This window comes from Pseudomonas sp. GW821-FHT05H12 (assembly GCF_059419385.1).
The window spans coordinates 28369-46311 of sequence record NZ_JBWKRS010000029.1 but is presented as its reverse complement, the minus strand read 5'-3'; the positions used below and the strand labels follow the sequence as shown (position 1 = coordinate 46311).

Annotated in this window: 11 protein-coding genes; 8 read left to right on the top strand and 3 right to left on the bottom strand. The window is 60.5% G+C overall.

The window, feature by feature from the left end:
* Positions 1-6: 6 nt before the first annotated feature.
* The gene (locus AC07SU_RS22680) at positions 7-1257 is read right to left on the bottom strand and encodes a ribonucleotide-diphosphate reductase subunit beta (RefSeq protein WP_178925463.1); all 1251 of its coding nucleotides are present in this window, start codon (positions 1255-1257) and stop codon (positions 7-9) included.
* Positions 1258-1814: 557 nt separating this feature from the next.
* Positions 1815-2084 (bottom strand): DUF2790 domain-containing protein, encoded by a 270-nt coding sequence (locus tag AC07SU_RS22675; protein ID WP_494998307.1) that lies wholly within the window; start codon positions 2082-2084, stop codon positions 1815-1817.
* Positions 2085-2480: 396 nt separating this feature from the next.
* Here AC07SU_RS22675 and acs point away from each other — a divergent pair, with 396 nt between their 5' ends.
* From acs to argR, 7 genes are all read left to right on the top strand, one after another.
* Entirely contained in the window at positions 2481-4436 is a 1956-nt protein-coding gene (gene acs / locus AC07SU_RS22670; RefSeq protein ID WP_494998279.1) for an acetate--CoA ligase, read from the top strand.
* A gap of 706 nt (positions 4437-5142) precedes the next feature.
* On the top strand, positions 5143-5928 hold the full coding sequence (locus AC07SU_RS22665) for an ABC transporter substrate-binding protein (protein WP_071483227.1): 786 nt from the start codon (positions 5143-5145) through the stop codon (positions 5926-5928).
* A 91-nt stretch (positions 5929-6019) separates the two neighbouring features.
* Positions 6020-6709: an ABC transporter permease gene (locus AC07SU_RS22660; RefSeq protein ID WP_016973726.1), complete on the top strand. Its 690-nt coding sequence runs from the start codon at positions 6020-6022 to the stop codon at positions 6707-6709.
* Positions 6706-7404 carry an ABC transporter permease gene (locus tag AC07SU_RS22655; RefSeq protein WP_176997965.1) on the top strand — a complete coding sequence of 233 codons (699 nt, stop codon included), beginning with the start codon at positions 6706-6708 and terminating at the stop codon, positions 7402-7404. Before AC07SU_RS22660 ends, AC07SU_RS22655 begins: the two co-directional genes overlap by 4 nt.
* 1 nt (position 7405) lies before the next feature.
* Positions 7406-8518 (top strand): succinylglutamate desuccinylase/aspartoacylase family protein, encoded by a 1113-nt coding sequence (locus AC07SU_RS22650; protein WP_494998278.1) that lies wholly within the window; start codon positions 7406-7408, stop codon positions 8516-8518.
* A 27-nt stretch (positions 8519-8545) separates the two neighbouring features.
* Positions 8546-9310, top strand: a complete 765-nt coding sequence (locus AC07SU_RS22645; RefSeq protein WP_016973723.1) for an ABC transporter ATP-binding protein — start codon at positions 8546-8548, stop codon at positions 9308-9310.
* A gap of 226 nt (positions 9311-9536) precedes the next feature.
* Positions 9537-10517, top strand: a complete 981-nt coding sequence (gene argR / locus AC07SU_RS22640; RefSeq protein WP_176997963.1) for a transcriptional regulator ArgR — start codon at positions 9537-9539, stop codon at positions 10515-10517.
* Between the two features lie 6 nt (positions 10518-10523).
* On the opposite strand, the gene AC07SU_RS22635 is transcribed toward argR, so the two are convergent.
* Positions 10524-16391, bottom strand: a complete 5868-nt coding sequence (locus AC07SU_RS22635; protein WP_494998277.1) for a dermonecrotic toxin domain-containing protein — start codon at positions 16389-16391, stop codon at positions 10524-10526.
* Between the two features lie 244 nt (positions 16392-16635).
* Here AC07SU_RS22635 and AC07SU_RS22630 point away from each other — a divergent pair, with 244 nt between their 5' ends.
* On the top strand, positions 16636-17856 hold the full coding sequence (locus AC07SU_RS22630) for an aspartate aminotransferase family protein (RefSeq protein WP_494998276.1): 1221 nt from the start codon (positions 16636-16638) through the stop codon (positions 17854-17856).
* Positions 17857-17943: the final 87 nt, after the last annotated feature.

Genomic DNA, 17943 nt, shown 5'->3' with positions numbered 1-17943 from the left:
AGACGATTAGTCCCAGCTCAACGCCCCACCCGTCTGATACTCAATCACCCGCGTCTCAAAGAAATTCTTCTCTTTCTTCAAGTCCATGATCTCGCTCATCCACGGGAACGGATTCGTCGTCCCTGGATACTCTTCCTTCAACCCAATCTGCGACAAACGACGGTTAGCAATGAACTTGAGGTAATCCTCCATCATCGCCGCATTCATACCCAACACCCCACGAGGCATGGTATCGCGCGCATATTCAATCTCCAGCTGAGTCCCTTGCAGGATCATCTGGGTCGCTTCTTCCTTCATCTCGGCATCCCACAAATGCGGGTTTTCGATTTTGATCTGGTTGATCACGTCGATACCGAAGTTCAGGTGCATCGACTCGTCGCGCAGGATGTACTGGAACTGTTCCGCCACGCCGGTCATTTTGTTGCGACGGCCCATCGACAAAATCTGGGTGAAGCCGCAGTAGAAGAAGATGCCTTCCAGGACGCAGTAGTAGGCGACCAGGTTGCGCAGCAGCTCTTTGTCGGTGTCGACGGTGCCGGTTTCGAACTTCGGATCGGAGATCGAACGGGTGTACTTCAGGCCCCAGGCTGCCTTTTTGGCGACCGATGGAATCTCGTGGTACATGTTGAAGATCTCGCCTTCATCCATGGCCAGGGATTCGATGCAGTACTGGTAGGCGTGGGTGTGGATCGCTTCTTCGAAGGCCTGGCGCAGGATGTACTGGCGGCACTCCGGGTTGGTGATCAGGCGGTACACGGCCAGCACCAGGTTGTTCGCTACCAACGAGTCGGCGGTGGAGAAGAAGCCCAGGTTGCGCATGACGATGCGACGTTCGTCGTCGGTCAGGCCTTCGGGGTTTTTCCACAGGGCGATGTCGGCGGTCATGTTGACCTCTTGCGGCATCCAGTGGTTGGCGCAGCCGTCGAGGTACTTTTGCCAGGCCCAGTCGTACTTGAAGGGCACGAGTTGGTTGAGGTCGGCGCGGCAGTTGATCATGCGCTTTTCGTCAACGGCGACGCGGGCGGAGGCGCCTTCGAGTTCGGCGAGGCCTTCGGCGACGTCGAGGCTGTCGAGGGCGGCCTTGGCGCGCTTGATGGCGGCGGAGTCACTGGCGGTGACGGCGCGGGCTTCGATGGCGGCAGCGGCGCCGGCACCGTCGAGGCGGTCCATGTTGGCTTCGGTGGCGTGGCCGGCGTTGGCGCCTTTGGTGGCTACTTCGCCTTCTTCTTCTTTGTCGAATTCGTCCCAGCTCAGCATGACGTGTCGTCTCCTGCGTGAGGGCTCAAAGGTGCCCGTGTGAAACCGGATGGTTGGGTGTTCACACGGCCCTGAGGCCGCGGTGGATCTTAAGGAATCGTTTGTTGCAGCTAGCGCACGCATTAAACGTAATTGGGTTACGGGTGCTCTGCTTGAGGCTTGAGGTGCGCAGCGGTCGGTGCAAGCTTGCGCGGAGGCCTCAGGTCTGGCTCTTCATCCCGGTGTAAAGGGATATTGCAGGCCCGATTTACCCGCGCATTGTAGGGGAAAAAAACGCGCTTGTGTTGGGGCGGATGGTCACGGATCACAGACAAAAAGCCTGCTATCTGAGCCAGAGTGAGGGTTTGCAGGGGTTTGGCGGGGTGACGGGCGGTGGAGGTATTTTGTTGGGGCTGGAGGAGGGGTTGTAGCTGATTGCACCGGTGTGGCGGCTACCGCCATCGCAGGCAAGCCAGCTCCCACATTGGGATAGGGGTATTTCAGGGTAAGGTTCTTGGCCGCAAGAACGATTTCTTGCGGCGGCCAAGATCCGGGATTAGAGCAAACTTGAGAAGTTATTAGCCGTTAGAGCAACCATTGCCCATGACTTGGTAGTTAAGAATATGGCGTTGGCCTTGCGAATCTTCATATTCCATTTGTACCGGTACAACTTGGCAAACTTCCGGGACGGTGCTCATGGATAATACTTTGGCAACGTCCAAGTGAGTGCTGTAAGTGTAGTCTTCAACGATCGGGGTATTGCGGCCAGCTACGTCAGTCGCGGCCTCGTCGGCCAGGGCGGCGGTGGCGCACAAGCTGCTGAGGGCCATAACTACTAAAGCTTTCATTTCTCTATTTACCTTATTGAGGTCGAAGTGGGTCACGGGGCCCTTGTGAGGCCACGTGTGTAACTTGGGATTGGAAAGTTCGGATTAACGTTGCCTTCGTGGGGGCTGTTGCGTTGTTAATCACAGTGTCGCGTTGACGGAATGAATTTTAGGCTCCCGGGTTATATTCATATACCCGTGCTTTTGATAAACACTATTGGCGGTTTTTGTAACAATCCCGTGGTAAAGCTTTTTTCATCAAGGCCCAAAGCGCCACGGGCTGCGGGCCAGAGCCACAAACGCACATAGCAGGGCAAAATGTAGGGGCTTGTTACTACCATCGTCGAATGGTTCTATGGGGCAGCCCCGGCTACAACAGGGCATACAAAAACAACTATTGTCACCGAGGTAAGAAAGATGAGTGCGGCTTCCCTGTACCCCGTTCGCCCCGAAGTAGCAGCCAACACGCTGACCGACGAGGCGACCTACAAGGCCATGTACCAGCAGTCGGTGGTCAACCCCGACGGTTTCTGGCGCGAGCAAGCCAAGCGCCTTGACTGGGTCAAGCCTTTCACCGCGGTGAAGCAGACCTCTTTCGACGATCACCATGTCGACATCAAATGGTTTGCCGATGGCACCCTGAACGTTTCCTACAACTGCCTTGACCGTCACCTCGCCGAGCGTGGCGACCAGGCAGCCATCATCTGGGAGGGCGACGACCCTTCCGAAAGCCGCACCATCACCTACCGCGAGCTGCATGAAGAAGTCTGCAAGTTCGCCAACGCCCTGCGCGGCCAGGATGTGCACCGCGGCGACGTGGTGACTATCTATATGCCGATGATCCCCGAAGCCGTGGTCGCTATGCTGGCGTGTACCCGCATCGGTGCGATCCATTCCGTGGTGTTTGGTGGCTTTTCGCCGGAAGCCCTGGCCGGTCGCATCATCGACTGTCGGTCGAAGGTGGTGATCACGGCCGACGAAGGCATCCGTGCCGGTAAGAAGATTCCGCTGAAAGCCAACGTCGACGACGCCCTGACCAACCCGGAAACCAGCAGCATCCAGAAAGTCATCGTGTGCAAGCGCACCAATGGCAACATCAAGTGGAACCAGCACCGCGACATCTGGTACGAAGACCTGATGAAAGTGGCGGGCACTGTGTGCGCGCCCAAAGAGATGGGCGCCGAAGAAGCGCTGTTCATCCTGTACACCTCCGGCTCTACCGGCAAGCCCAAGGGCGTGCAGCACACCACGGGCGGCTACCTGCTCTACGCAGCCCTGACCCACGAGCGCGTGTTTGACTACCGCCCGGGCGAAATCTACTGGTGCACCGCCGACGTCGGCTGGGTCACCGGCCACACCTATATCGTCTACGGCCCGCTGGCCAACGGCGCGACCACCTTGCTGTTCGAAGGCGTGCCGAACTACCCGGACATCACCCGGGTGGCGAAGATCGTCGACAAGCACAAGGTCAACATCCTCTACACCGCGCCGACCGCCATCCGCGCGATGATGGCTTCCGGCACCGCTGCCGTGGAAGGCGCCGATGGCAGCAGCCTGCGCCTGCTGGGGTCGGTGGGTGAGCCGATCAACCCGGAAGCCTGGGACTGGTACTACAAGAATGTCGGCCAATCCCGTTGCCCGATTGTCGACACCTGGTGGCAGACCGAAACCGGCGGCAACATGATGAGCCCGCTGCCAGGCGCCCATGCGCTCAAGCCAGGGTCGGCGGCACGGCCGTTCTTCGGCGTGGTGCCGGCGCTGGTGGATAACCTGGGCAACCTGATCGAAGGGGCGGCCGAGGGTAACCTGGTGATCCTCGATTCGTGGCCTGGCCAGGCGCGTACCTTGTACGGCGACCATGACCGCTTTGTTGACACCTACTTCAAGACCTTCCGTGGCATGTACTTCACCGGTGACGGTGCGCGCCGTGACGAGGACGGTTACTACTGGATCACCGGGCGTGTGGACGACGTGCTGAACGTGTCCGGCCACCGCATGGGCACCGCCGAGATTGAAAGCGCCATGGTCGCCCACCCGAAAGTCGCCGAAGCGGCGGTGGTCGGCGTGCCCCATGACATCAAGGGGCAGGGCATCTATGTGTATGTCACCCTCAAGAACGGTGAAGAGCCGAACGAAGCGCTGCGCCTGGAGCTAAAAAATTGGGTGCGCAAGGAGATCGGACCGATTGCCTCGCCGGATGTGATCCAGTGGGCGCCGGGCTTGCCGAAGACGCGTTCGGGGAAAATCATGCGCCGTATCTTGCGCAAGATTGCCACGGCGGAATATGACGGGTTGGGGGATATCTCCACCCTGGCCGATCCGGGCGTGGTGGCGCATTTGATTGAAACGCACAAGACCATGAACGTCGCTTAAGGCGAGGCTGGTCAGATAAAGCCCCATTCGGTGTAGGCCGGGTGGGGCTTTTTTGTGAGGCGCAGTTCAATACCACAGAAGAAACCGGTTCACTGTGGGAGCTGGCTTGCCTGCGATGGCTATCTGTCAGTTAGCCCACCTATGTCTGACACACCCTCATCGCAGGCAAGCCAGCTCCCACAGTTGGAGTGCATTTCAAATCAAGGTTGGTGAGTTGTCCGACGGCCTTACTCAACGCAGAGGCCAATAAATATCGGTTTCCCTTGTGGGAAGTTTCTGGATGTTACCGCCGGCCCTGAATGTGTAACCCCACGCCCAAACATGAGGCAATGTGCTACGTCTTTGCCCCGAAAAACCCCATTCCAGACACTCCCAGAAATAAGATTAAACGCCAGACTTGCCGTGCTAGAAGGGTTTGCGAATAATAGGCCCGCAATTTGCAGCATCAACAGGTTTAATATCTTTTGTCTCTGCATAAAATCCAGGGACTGTCAATGTGTTGGAACCGCTTTCTCAGTGCTTCTGTAAATTGTTGTCGCATTGAGGAAATATCGGCTTCCGGCCTGTCGTTAGAATGCCGATCACTCGCTCGTCGTCGCAGGCGTATAGCCCGCGTAGGACGCAGCACCGCTATTCGGTTTCACTTAAGTCGCATCATGGGCCCCGGCTCATACTGCTTTTTGCCCTATACCGATGGAGTCCCAAGATGAAGAAACTCGTGCTGTTGGGCGCCCTGGCGCTGTCCGTGCTGTCCATGCAGGCTTTCGCTGATGAGAAGCCCCTGAAGATTGGTATCGAAGCGGCTTACCCTCCGTTTGCCTCGAAGGCGCCGGATGGCAGCATCGTGGGTTTTGACTACGACATCGGCAACGCCCTGTGCGCAGAGATGAAGGTCAAGTGTGTATGGGTCGAGCAAGAGTTCGACGGCCTGATCCCTGCGCTGAAAGTGCGCAAGATCGACGCGATCCTGTCGTCCATGTCTATCACTGACGACCGCAAGAAGTCCGTGGACTTCACCAACCGCTACTACCTGAGCCCGGCGCAGCTGGTGATGAAGGAAGGCACCACCGTCAGCGACAGCCTGGATGAACTCAAAGGCAAGAAGATCGGTGTGCAGCGCGGTTCGATCCACGATCGTTTCGCCAAGGAAGTGCTGGCTCCGAAAGGCGCCACCGTTGTGCCTTACAGCTCGCAGAACGAAATCTACCTGGACGTGGAAGCCGGTCGCCTCGACGGCACCGTGGCCGACGCTACCTTGCTGCAAGACGGCTTCCTGAAAACCCCGGCCGGTAAAGGCTACGCGTTCGTGGGCCCACAGTTCACCGACGCCAAGTACTTCGGTGACGGCATCGGTATCGCTGTACGCAAAGGCGACAAGGCCGAGCTGGACAAGATCAACGCGGCCATCGCGGCGATCCGTGCCAACGGCGAATACAAGAAAATCCAGGACAAATACTTCGACTTCGATATTTACGGCGCTGACCCTAAGTAACTCGTCGCAGCTGTCTGTCCGCAATGGCGCAAGCAACAGAATTCCTGAGGTTTGCGCCATTTTTTCATCCCCCTTTTCGAGGACCTGAATCATGTTGAAAGGCTACGGGGCCGTCATCCTCGATGGCGCATGGTTGACGCTTCAGCTCGCCTTGTCGTCCATGGCCTTGGCCATTGTTCTGGGTCTGATCGGGGTCGCGTTACGCCTGTCGCCGGTGCGCTGGTTGGCCTGGCTGGGTGACCTGTACTCCACCGTGATCCGTGGGATCCCGGACCTGGTGCTGATCCTGCTGATTTTCTACGGCGGTCAGGACCTGCTCAACCGCGTCGCGCCGATGCTCGGCTACGACGACTATATCGACTTGAACCCCTTGGCCGCCGGTATCGGCACCCTGGGTTTCATCTTTGGCGCCTACCTCTCGGAAACCTTCCGTGGCGCCTTCATGGCCATTCCCAAGGGCCAGGCCGAAGCCGGTATGGCGTATGGCATGAGCCCGTTCCAGGTGTTCTTCCGGGTGATGGTGCCGCAGATGATTCGGCTGGCGATCCCTGGGTTTACCAACAACTGGCTGGTACTGACCAAGGCCACCGCGCTGATTTCGGTGGTGGGCCTGCAAGACATGATGTTCAAGGCCAAGCAGGCGGCAGACGCCACCCGCGAGCCTTTTACCTTCTTCCTCGCAGTGGCGGCGATGTACCTGGTGATCACCAGCGTCTCGTTGTTGGCCTTGCGTCATCTTGAGAAGCGCTACTCGGTAGGCGTAAGGGCGGCTGATCTATGATCTTCGACTACAACGTCATTTGGGACGCCATGCCGCTGTACCTTGGCGGCTTGTTGACCACCCTGAAATTGCTCGCCATCTCGCTGTTCTTCGGCCTGCTCGCCGCCTTGCCCCTGGGCTTGATGCGCGTGTCCAAGCAGCCAGTGGTCAACGGTGCAGCCTGGCTGTTCACCTACGTGATCCGCGGCACGCCGATGCTGGTGCAGCTGTTCCTGATCTACTACGGCCTGGCCCAGTTTGACGCCGTGCGCGAAAGCTTCCTCTGGCCCTTGCTGTCCAGCGCCACGTTCTGTGCGTGCCTGGCGTTTGCGATCAACACCAGCGCCTACACCGCCGAGATCATTGCGGGCAGCCTCAAGGCCACGCCCAATGGCGAGATCGAAGCGGCCAAGGCCATGGGCATGTCGCGCTATAAACTGTACCGCCGCATCCTGCTCCCGTCGGCGCTGCGCCGCGCACTGCCGCAGTACAGCAACGAAGTGATCATGATGCTGCAGACCACCAGCCTGGCCTCCATCGTCACCCTGATCGACATCACCGGTGCCGCGCGCACGGTGAACGCCCAGTTCTACCTGCCGTTCGAAGCCTACATCACCGCCGGCGTGTTCTACCTGTGCCTGACCTTCATCCTGGTGCGCTTGTTCAAGATGGCCGAAGGCCGCTGGCTGAGCTACCTGGCTCCACGGAAGCACTGATATGGAACGTATCGATCACCTGTTGCCCTGGGGTCACCTGGGCTGCGAGCGCCAGCTGAGCGTGTTCCGTTTCGGCAGTGGCGAGCGCAAGGCCTATATCCAGGCCAGCCTGCACGCCGATGAATTGCCCGGGATGCGCGCCGCGTGGGAGCTGAAAAAACGCCTCGCCGAGCTGGAACAGCGGGGCGCCCTCAATGGCGTGATCGAGCTGGTGCCGGTGGCCAACCCGATGGGCCTGGGGCAGTTGCTGCAAGGCAGCCACCAGGGGCGTTTCGAGATCGGCAGCGGCAAGAATTTCAACCGTGATTTCGTCGAGTTGAGCGAACCGGTGGCCGAGCTGCTCGAAGGCAAGCTAGGGGATGACCCCCACGCCAACGTGCGCATGATCCGCCAGGCGATGAGCGATGCGCTGGACGCATTGCCCGAGCCGAGCAGCCAGTTGCAAGGCATGCAACGCATCTTGCTGAGCCATGCCTGTACTGCTGACATCGTGCTCGATCTGCATTGTGACGCCGAAGCCGCGCTACATATGTACGCATTGCCCCAGCACTGGCCGCAGTGGCGCTCGCTGTCCGCACATTTGAACGTGAAGGTCGGCCTGCTGGCGGAAGACTCCGGTGGCAGTTCGTTCGATGAAGCCTGCTCGCTGCCGTGGTTGCGCCTCTCCCAGGCATTCCCCGAGGCGCAGATCCCGCTGGCCTGCCTGGCGACTACGCTGGAGTTGGGTGGCCAGGCGGACACTGGGCGTGACGAAGCGATCTTCCACGCCGAAGGCATTCTGGCGTTCCTGGCCGAGCAGGGCCTGATCAAAGGTGAGTGGCCTGCGCCGCAACACGAACCGTGCGAAGGCTTGCCCTTCGAGGGCACCGAGTTGCTGTTTGCACCTCACGCCGGCGTGATCAGTTACCTGCGTAAGGCGGGTGATGTGATCGAAAAAGGCGAGCCGATTTTTGAAGTGATTGATCCCCTGACCGACCGCGTGAGCATTGTCTGCGCGGGCACGTCCGGGGTGTTGTTTGCCGTTGAACGGCTACGTTATGCCCAAGCGGGTTTCTGGCTGGCCAAGGTGGCGGGGCGCGAAGCGCTGCGTCACGGGCGCTTGCTCAACGACTGACCACCTGTTTTTGTGAGAACCGACCGCATGTACAAACTTGAAGTCCAAGACCTGCATAAACGCTATGGCAGTCATGAAGTGCTCAAAGGTGTGTCCCTGGCCGCCGCGGCCGGTGATGTGATCAGCATCATCGGTTCCAGTGGTTCGGGCAAAAGCACCTTTTTGCGCTGCATCAACCTGCTGGAGCAACCCCACGCCGGCAAGATTTTGCTCAACAACGAAGAGCTGAAACTGGTGGCCAACAAGGATGGCGCCATGAAGGCCGCCGACCCCAAGCAGCTGCAGCGCATGCGTTCGCGCCTGTCCATGGTGTTCCAGCATTTCAACCTGTGGTCGCACATGACCGCGCTGGAAAACGTGATGGAAGCCCCGGTGCACGTGCTGGGCGTGTCGAAGAAAGAGGCCCGTGAAAAGGCCGAGCATTACCTGGCCAAAGTCGGCGTGGGTCACCGTAAAGATGCGTTCCCCGGCCACATGTCCGGCGGCGAGCAGCAGCGCGTGGCGATTGCCCGTGCCCTGGCGATGGAGCCTGAGGTGATGCTATTCGACGAACCCACCTCGGCACTGGACCCGGAGCTGGTCGGCGAAGTGCTCAAGGTGATGCAGGACCTGGCCCAGGAAGGCCGCACCATGGTGGTGGTGACCCACGAAATGGGCTTTGCCCGTGAAGTGTCGAACCAGCTGGTGTTCCTGCACAAAGGCATCGTCGAAGAGCGCGGCAACCCGCGTGAAGTGCTGGTGAACCCGCAGTCCGAGCGTTTGCAGCAGTTCTTGTCCGGCAGTTTGAAATAATCAAGGCTGCTTTTGTGCACTGAAGTAGTGCATGCTTCACAGCCTGGACGTGTACCCGACCCCCTGTAGGAGCTGGCTTGCCAGCGATAGCGATCCACCTGACCCACCGTGATCGCCGGCAAGCCGGCTCCTACAGTGGATCGCTGTTGTTTTGAGATTTGTTTGGGTTTCCGGGCTAGCATTGGCCTTTGTCTTCATTACCGTTACTCGCTTCGGATAGCACTCCATGACCGCCCATAAAATTGGTTTCCTGATTTGGCCCAGCACAAAAGCCCTGACGCTTGCGCTGGCTGAGGAGGCCTTGCGCGTTGCCCAGCGAGTGCATCCGGAAGTGGTCTACGAGCTGTCGTTCCTGCTCGCCGAGCCCGCCACCGACGGCGCCTGGCAACTGCCGGGCGAGCCGTGGGCCGGCAAGCTGGAAGGTTTTCAGAAGCTGTTCCTGCTGGCGGATGAACCGCCCACCGTCATCGCTTCGCAACTGAGCACCGCGCTCAAGCAGTTGGTGCGCGCCGGTTGTGTGATCGGCGGCCTGTCGGCGGGGGTCTACCCGCTGGCCCAGCTCGGCCTGCTCGACGGCTACCGCGCTGCGGTGCACTGGCGCTGGCAGGATGATTTCGCCGAACGCTTCCCCAAGGTTATCGCCACCAGCCACCTGTTCGACTGGGACCGTGACCGCCTCACCGCCTGCGGTGGCATGTCGGTGCTCGACCTGCTGCTGGCAGTACTGGCTCGTGATCATGGCGCCGAACTGGCCGGCGCCGTCTCCGAAGAACTGGTGGTCGAGCGCATCCGCGAAGGCGGCGAGCGCCAGCGTATCCCGCTGCAAAACCGCCTGGGTTCCAGCCATCCCAAGCTGACCCAGGCCGTGTTGCTGATGGAAGCCAACATTGAAGAGCCGCTGACCACCGACGAAATCGCCCAGCACGTGTGCGTGTCGCGACGACAACTCGAACGCATCTTCAAGCAATACCTCAACCGCGTCCCCAGCCAGTACTACCTGGAACTGCGCCTGAACAAGGCCCGCCAGATGCTCATGCAAACCAGCAAGTCGATCATCCAGATCGGCCTGTCGTGCGGCTTCTCCTCGGGGCCGCATTTCTCCAGCGCCTACCGCAACTTCTTCGGCGCCACGCCCCGCGAAGACCGCAACCAGCGCCGCAGCAGCAGCCCGTTCGAGCTGTCTTCGGTGCCCGCCGAGCGCGGCTGAGTCGGTTTACTCCTCCTGAATCTGAGCCTGGGGCGATGGCAGTGGATTGCCGTCTTCGTCCTGTGTGGCCTCGATCACCTGAAATTCGTTGCCCGTGCGCTGGAAGTAGCGCCTGAGATAGCCCAGGCTTTCGGGCGATAGCGGGTTGCCGCTCAGGTCGCTGTCATCGTGAAACACGGGAATCATTTCCAGCAGGTCAGGCGGAATCTGCGTAATGAAGTTGTCGCTCAGGTCCAGGGTTTGCAGTTCGGTCAGTTGGAACACCCCCGTGGGCACTGTGCTGATGTGGGTGGCGCGCAAATGCAGCGCCACCAACTGGTTCATGCCGCTGACGTCGGGCGCCAGGGTCAGTGGGTTGTCGCTCAGGTCGAGAAACTCCATGGCACTCAAGTCCGCGATGGCGCGCGCGCTGTTTGCCGTCAAGGTGATCGCGCACTCATTCAGTTCCAGGCTGGACAGTTTCGGCAGGTTGTACAGCGCACTGGGCAGGGCTTGCAGGCGGCAACCCCGCATATTAAGCGTCTGCAGGTTTGGAAAACACTTCAGTGTGCCATTCACTGACGTTGTTGTGCCGTCGCCGGTAAATTCGAAGCGTGAGATATGTTCAAGGCGTGCACTCAGCCGGGGCAACTCGCCCATGATCGGTGTGTCGAGGTTCAGGCTGTGGGTGAGTTCATCGTCGAGGCTTTCATCATCTTCTGCGCTTTCGCGGCGCCATGCCTGTTCCAGCAGTGTTTTGAAACCACGTCGTTGCAATTGCTCCCGGGCTTGTGTGTCCTCATCCAAGGGGACGTCCAGGATGGGATGGCGTTGAGGAACGTCCAGGACCCAGTGCTCCAGGTCCGTCGTCAGTTGTTCATACTCGGCTTCCAGGTGCGTCAGGTAGGCGGCGACCTCATCCATGTGCCCGGGTAGCGTGAAGACAAACCGGTCCGCTTCTTTTTCCAGCAGCAGCGGGTACAGCGCCTCGACCCTTTCACGTTCGGTCGTCGGGCTTTGGGCGTTGAAGAATTCACCGGTGCGTTGGCAGTAGGCCTTGATCCGGTCCAGGCTGCGGCGCGACAACGGGTTGGCATAGAGGTTGAAACGGTGAGTGGCGGTGACAGGCAGCGTAAAGCTGGCCTCGGGCAGTTCGGTGATGGCGTTGTGGCTGAGGTTGATGGCCATCGGGCGGTCCTGGGTCAACAAGCCCGGAGGAACTTCTCGCAGGCCGGTGCCTTGCAGCGAAACATCCTTCAAGTGGGCCAGGCGCTGAAAGTCCACCACCACGCCGAGAGGGTTGTAGGACAGGTCCAGGTGCTCCAGGCGCGTCATCCCCGCGAGTGCATGCCTGCTGGTCTGCGACAGTGTGATGCCGCAGCGCGTCAGGCCCAGGTGCGTGAGCTTGGGCAGGTCGAACACCGAGGCGGGAATGTCCCCCAGCTGTGCGTTCTGGATACTGAGAATGTCCAGTGCAGTGAAGCTCTTGAGAAAGCCCTCCGGCTGCATGGGGGAACCGTTGCCTTCAAGGCTCAGGTAACCGATGTGGTTGAACTGTGCGCTCAGTGTCGGCAGGTCGCCGGCCAGGGCTGCGGGCAAGTTCAAGGCATGGATCAAGCGCGTATCCTGGGGTGTTTCCCGGCGCCAGCTGTTTTCCAGCACGCGGTGCAGCGACTGACGCCTGGCGTGTTCCAGCCCGGAGAGTCCCGGAGCACTCGACCAGCCTGTCAATTCGCTCTGCAAGGTCTTCAGCTCGTCTGCCAGCCGTGCCAGTTCGCGCCGCCCGGCTTCGATGTCGCCCGGCAGGCTGAAGATGAATTGATTGAGGGCATCATGACTGAGCGAGGGATACAGCAGGCGCGCGTCTCGTTGGTCGACCTCGGCAGCGTCGGCCTCCCAGTGGCTGCCATGCTGTTGGTAATAGGCTTTGATGCGCTCCAGTGTGGGCTGCGTAAACGGGTTACCCGAAAGGTCGAAGCGTTGGCTGGCCGCAGGTGACAGTTCAAACAGGCTCGGCGGCAGTTCGCGCAGTTGGTTACCGCTCAAAAAGACGGTCTCCAGTTCGGGCAGGTTGAGCAGGCCCACGGGCATGTGCTCAATGCCCGTCTCGGACAGGTCCAGGTCTTGCAGGTCACGCATGGCTTGAAGGTCTGGCACTTGCCCCAAGGGGTTCTGATGCAGGTTGAGCCCCTGCAGGTCGCTCAGGGCGGCCAGGCGCGCGGCGCTGGCGGTGCTGAGAGTGATACGGCAGTTATCCAGGCTCACGATGCGCAGATGGGGCAGGTTGTTGATTGAGGGCGGGAGATCGCCGAGGGGGATGTCCCTGATTTCGAGGTGGCGCAGGCGTGGAAAGGCCTCGATAAAACGCGCAACCCCCAACGTGCCGTCGGCGCCGATCAACGTCAGGGAGGAGACGTGTATCAGCGGGTGATCGAGCGTCGGCAGTTCGCCGAGGATCGGCCACCTCAGGCGCAGAGTGAAGCCGTCGCGCGCCGGGTCCTCGTAGTAGTTGTCAGCCTCGGTTTCCCGGCGCCAGCAGCGCCGCAGTTGCTCGGCGATATGCGCGCGGTTTTGTCGCTCATAACGACGCCGGCTCGGGCTCAGCGGTGCGCCAGTGTCGGGATGTTGCGAGGGCAGGGTGCGTTGCCAGGTGGCCAGCGACGTGTCCAGGTCCCGATATTCGGTTTCCAGCAGGGCAAGTGCCGCGTTGGCGTCGCCGGGAGGTGCGGCCAAGTGGTCGATCAACTGCTGCGCTTGTTGCTCATTCAGGGTCGGAAACAGGCTGCGCGTGCGCTGCAGTGGCGTTGCAGGTAAGGCCGGGGCCGCAGGTTCGGCGGCGTAACCTTCGGTGTTGCCGAGCAGGCGCAGGGTTTCGATGCGCACGGCGTGCGATTGGGTGGGGGGCATCTGGACGCGTAATTCTTCGCGTGGCAACGGGTGGTGCGCCAGGCGTTTTCGCAGCTCGGGGCCGTCATGAATATCGATGTTCAACGCTCGGCGTTGCGCATCAGGCAGGGCGTGGAGGATTGCGCGGTACAGGTCGAATTCCCCTGACAAGGCAAGACTGCCCTCATGGGGCACGTACAGGCCGGAGTCCAGGCGCACCAGTGTGCGCTGGATCGGTGCGTCAGCCGGGCCGATGCTGTTCCACAAGGTTCCTTCGAGGCTGCGGTGGCGTGCGTCCAGCCGGAATTGATCCGACCAGCCGGGTTGCAGGCGCAGCGAGTTGAGGCTCAGCCGATCGGTGTCGACACTGTTTTGTGAATCGAGATACAGGCCTTCATAGGCCCGGTTCAGACGCACCTCATCCAGGGCGGCCTGGGCCAGTTGGGCCAGACGTGCTGGCGTGCGGCGCTGGTCGAGGATTTCGAGTTCAGCGCCGCTGGCGTCGCTTGCCAGTCGTTGTGCCACACCGACGGGCAGGCCGGCCGCAGTGTGTTGAATCTGCCGCGCGTAATGCGTTGTGGCAGAGGGTAGCGCGCCATAACGGGAGTCGAACAAAGCCGCACGTTGGCGTTCGGCACCCTGCGCCAGTTTTTCGCGCAATTGTCGCGTGCGCACTTCCAGGCTCAACTGCGGGTCGCCGATGCGTTCGCCGAATTGAATACGCAACTCATCCGGCGTCAGGCTTTGGAGGACGGTCTTGAGCAAATCGCCGTTTTTCAACTGCGCTTCATGAATTTGCACCATGGGTTTGCTCGGGTCGCCAAAGGTCCAGGTGACCCGGCCCCGACTGTCGAGAAAGCACAGTGACTTCTCTGTTGGCCAATTGCCGTGGGTGGTCAGCAGTTGCAAGGTGTCCTGGGGGTCGATGCTGCCGTATACCGCCGGGTCATCGCTGCGCAGGTTGTCAATCAGGCGTGTAAGGTCACGGTCTATGCGCAGGCGCGCCAGGCTGTCGTCCAGCAGAGGCGGCAGGGGCAGGCTGTTGACGTGCATTTTACGCAGTGCGTCTTCCTGTACGCCACTGAGGCCCAGGGCCTGTTCGCGGTCTGCCTCACTCAGACCTTCGGCCTTGTGGCCCAGGCGCTGCAACAGGGTGTTGCGGTCCCATTGCAGGGGGCGTTCCAGCTCGGTATGCCAGGCGCCCGCACCGTTATGGTGAACCAAGGGTTGATAGGCATCCGGGCGAGTGGGGTGTTTGAGGCGATAGTGTGCGCTGTGCTCGGTCGCCTCCACGGCATAAAGCTTACCGTCCAGGGGCAGTATCGATTCGCCCCGCAAGGTATGCAGGCCCTGTTCATTGATGCCCAGGCGCGGCGGCAGACTAAGACCGTGTTGATAGGGCGACAGGTTGGGCTTCCAATAGCGCTTGCCCCCGTTGGCCAGGGTCACCGGTTTGAACCGCTCGATGAAGGCCACGACCTCTGCCGGCAACACTTTGCGCATTTGCGTGATGCCGATCGTACTGCCCACGCCAAATGCACCCAGTTCCATGAGTGACTGAAGAACGCCCATCAGGTGGACGAACGCCTCCCGTGTATCGTTTTGCGCCCAGGCGATTATCCCCTCGAATACCTCATCGAGCAGTTGATAGGCCATGTACCCCAACATCAACTCGCCCAATCCTGGAATGAAGGGGGCGACGATCAGCAGGGCGGCGTTGAGGATGGATGAGGCGACATTGACGAACGAGTCCCACAGCGCCCAGCGGGCTTTGCGGTCGACATCGGCCGTTGACACGGCTTGGGTTCGCGCGTCGTTGAGGATCTGATTGAGCTTTTGCTGATAGAGGTGTTGCCACGGCTCGCCTTGAATGACGTCTGCGACAAATTGCAGTTTGGGGTCATCGGTCGGCTGATTGCGCCACGGCGCCAGGCTGCTGCCGTACTCAGGCGGGTGCCAGGTGATTCGGCCCAGACGCTGACTCAAGCCGGCAAAAAAACGCCCACGGTGTTGGTGGGCGACAAAGCGGCTGAAAAAAGCCTGATAGTCGGGGCTGCGCAGTTGCCGTGTCAGCGCCTGCTTGAACGCCAGTGGCGAGGCATATTCCTTGAGCGGATGCTGTGGGTCGTCCGGGACGTAGGCCAGCAGGCGCTGGACTGAGCGGTTGTTCTCCAGATCGGGTGCGAGCAGAAGGATGCCGGTCAGCGGCACTTGCAACATCGTGAAGGCGTGGCAGCGCAGGGGCAGGTTGTCGAGTGTCAGGTTGCGGCGGCCTTGCAGCAGCCCGTCCACCTGCTGTGCGTAAGCGTCGCTGATATCGCCCCGTGTGCGTGCCAGTTGCAGGGCGGCGCGCAGGGCGGCTTTCTGGCTGACGGTCACCTTGTGTTCGAGCACGGCGGCACTCACGGGTTCAGTGAGGCCCAGCTGTTCGCGCAAATAGGTTTGATAGTGTGCGCCGATGTCCAGTTCGCGGCATAACTGCGTGAAAGCGGGAATGCTGATTATCTTCCCGATCGCCGGCAGTGTATTGAATCGTCCGCTGTCGGAGGGCGGCGTAATGAACGTAGAGGCGGCTTCGAATGCGCCTTCGAGGGTTTCGTCTTGTTCGAAGTTATGCAGGGCGGCGTCCAGCAGTGACACCGTCCACGTGCGCGAGGCTCCGGAGGGAATCGAAAACCAAGGGATGTGCTGGGGGATGTAAAGGCGCAGGAACACCGCCTCACTGTCGAGGACCAGGCCGAAACGAGTTTTCAACGCATGTTCAAGTACTTCGCGGGCAAATTCCCTTGGGCCTTTCACGTGTTTGAGCGCGTTATCCACGGCATTTTGTGCATCCCAGTGCTCGGCGTTCAGGCGCCTGAGCGCAGGGTTGGCGGGTAACGGCTGTGGGTTGGCGCGGGACAGGGCCTGCTGTTTGGCGTTGGAGGCTTTGCCTAACCAACTGGGAATGGCGCCTCTCAGGATCTGGTAATGGCTGTCGGGCTGGCTGGAGGGTGAGGGCGTGCTCATGCTCAATCTCTGATAAGAGGAAAGGGCATCAGTAGATCAGCGCGTTTCACGCCGCCTGCTCTAGATAGTTAGTTTAAACTGCGCCATTGCGATGCTATTTGTCGCATTGGCGTAAACCCGCCAAAATCGCGGGTTGGCGCTATAAGAAGTTGTCGCTTGGCGACAAGGCCGCACTGAAAACTGTCCTTACAATCCCTGCATCGCCCGCCAGTTCCAGGCAGGCGTTCCTCTTCAGGAGACTCCGATGTCCGTTGAGCAAGCCCCGGTGCAACGTGCCGATTTCGACCAGGTCATGGTGCCTAACTACGCGCCTGCCGCCTTCATCCCCGTGCGTGGCGAAGGTTCTCGTGTATGGGACCAGGCGGGTCGCGAGCTGATCGACTTTGCCGGCGGCATCGCGGTCAACGTATTGGGCCACGCCCACCCGGCGCTGGTCGGTGCGCTGACCGAACAAGCCAACAAGCTGTGGCATGTCTCCAACGTCTTCACCAATGAGCCGGCCCTGCGCCTGGCCCACAAGCTGATCGACGCCACCTTTGCCGAGCGCGTGTTCTTCTGCAACTCCGGCGCCGAAGCCAACGAGGCCGCGTTCAAGCTGGCCCGTCGCGTCGCGTTCGACCGCTTCGGCACCGAGAAGTACGAGATCATCGCCGCGCTGAACAGCTTCCACGGCCGTACCCTGTTCACCGTCAACGTCGGTGGCCAGTCCAAGTACTCCGATGGTTTCGGTCCTAAAATCACCGGCATCACCCACGTCCCTTATAACGACCTGGCTGCGCTGAAAGCCGCCGTGTCGGACAAGACCTGCGCCGTGGTGCTGGAGCCGATCCAGGGTGAAGGCGGCGTGCTGCCGGCCGAGCTGGCGTACCTGCAAGGTGCCCGCGAATTGTGTGACGCCAACAACGCGCTGCTGGTGTTCGACGAAGTGCAGACCGGCATGGGCCGCAGCGGCCACCTGTTTGCCTACCAGCATTACGGCGTAGTGCCAGACATCCTCACCAGCGCCAAGAGCCTGGGCGGCGGTTTCCCGATTGCGGCGATGCTCACCCGTGAAGACCTGGCCAAGCACCTGGTGGTCGGTACCCACGGCACCACCTACGGCGGCAACCCGCTGGCGTGTGCAGTGGCAGAAGCGGTGATCGACGTGATCAACACCCCTGAGGTGTTGGCCGGCGTTAACGCCAAGCACGACCTGTTCAAGGCGCGCCTGGAGCAGATCGGCAGGCAATACGGCATCTTCACCGAAGTACGCGGCATGGGCCTGTTGCTCGGTTGCGTGCTGAGCGACGCGTTCAAAGGCAAGGCCAAGGACGTGTTCAACGCGGCCGAGAAAGAAAACCTGATGATCCTGCAAGCCGGCCCGGACGTGGTGCGTTTTGCCCCAAGCCTGGTGGTGGATGAGGCGGACATCAAGGAAGGCCTGGACCGTTTTGAGCGTGCAGTGAAAGCGTTGACGCAAGCTTGATTCACCGTTCGGCGCTCGAGCAATCGGGCGCCGAACACACATTCCAAAGGCCGGACTCTGTCCCTGTAGGAGCTGGCTTGCCGGCGA

What these genes read in the sequence shown, in the direction of transcription:
- AC07SU_RS22680 (WP_178925463.1), bottom strand. Translation starts at nt 1,257, where the DNA reads ATGCTGAGCTGGGACGAATTCGACAAAGAAGAAGAAGGCGAAGTAGCC.
- AC07SU_RS22675 (WP_494998307.1), bottom strand. Translation starts at nt 2,084, where the DNA reads ATGAAAGCTTTAGTAGTTATGGCCCTCAGCAGCTTGTGCGCCACCGCC.
- acs (WP_494998279.1), top strand. Translation starts at nt 2,481, where the DNA reads ATGAGTGCGGCTTCCCTGTACCCCGTTCGCCCCGAAGTAGCAGCCAAC.
- AC07SU_RS22665 (WP_071483227.1), top strand. Translation starts at nt 5,143, where the DNA reads ATGAAGAAACTCGTGCTGTTGGGCGCCCTGGCGCTGTCCGTGCTGTCC.
- AC07SU_RS22660 (WP_016973726.1), top strand. Translation starts at nt 6,020, where the DNA reads ATGTTGAAAGGCTACGGGGCCGTCATCCTCGATGGCGCATGGTTGACG.
- AC07SU_RS22655 (WP_176997965.1), top strand. Translation starts at nt 6,706, where the DNA reads ATGATCTTCGACTACAACGTCATTTGGGACGCCATGCCGCTGTACCTT.
- AC07SU_RS22650 (WP_494998278.1), top strand. Translation starts at nt 7,406, where the DNA reads ATGGAACGTATCGATCACCTGTTGCCCTGGGGTCACCTGGGCTGCGAG.
- AC07SU_RS22645 (WP_016973723.1), top strand. Translation starts at nt 8,546, where the DNA reads ATGTACAAACTTGAAGTCCAAGACCTGCATAAACGCTATGGCAGTCAT.
- argR (WP_176997963.1), top strand. Translation starts at nt 9,537, where the DNA reads ATGACCGCCCATAAAATTGGTTTCCTGATTTGGCCCAGCACAAAAGCC.
- AC07SU_RS22635 (WP_494998277.1), bottom strand. Translation starts at nt 16,391, where the DNA reads ATGAGCACGCCCTCACCCTCCAGCCAGCCCGACAGCCATTACCAGATC.
- AC07SU_RS22630 (WP_494998276.1), top strand. Translation starts at nt 16,636, where the DNA reads ATGTCCGTTGAGCAAGCCCCGGTGCAACGTGCCGATTTCGACCAGGTC.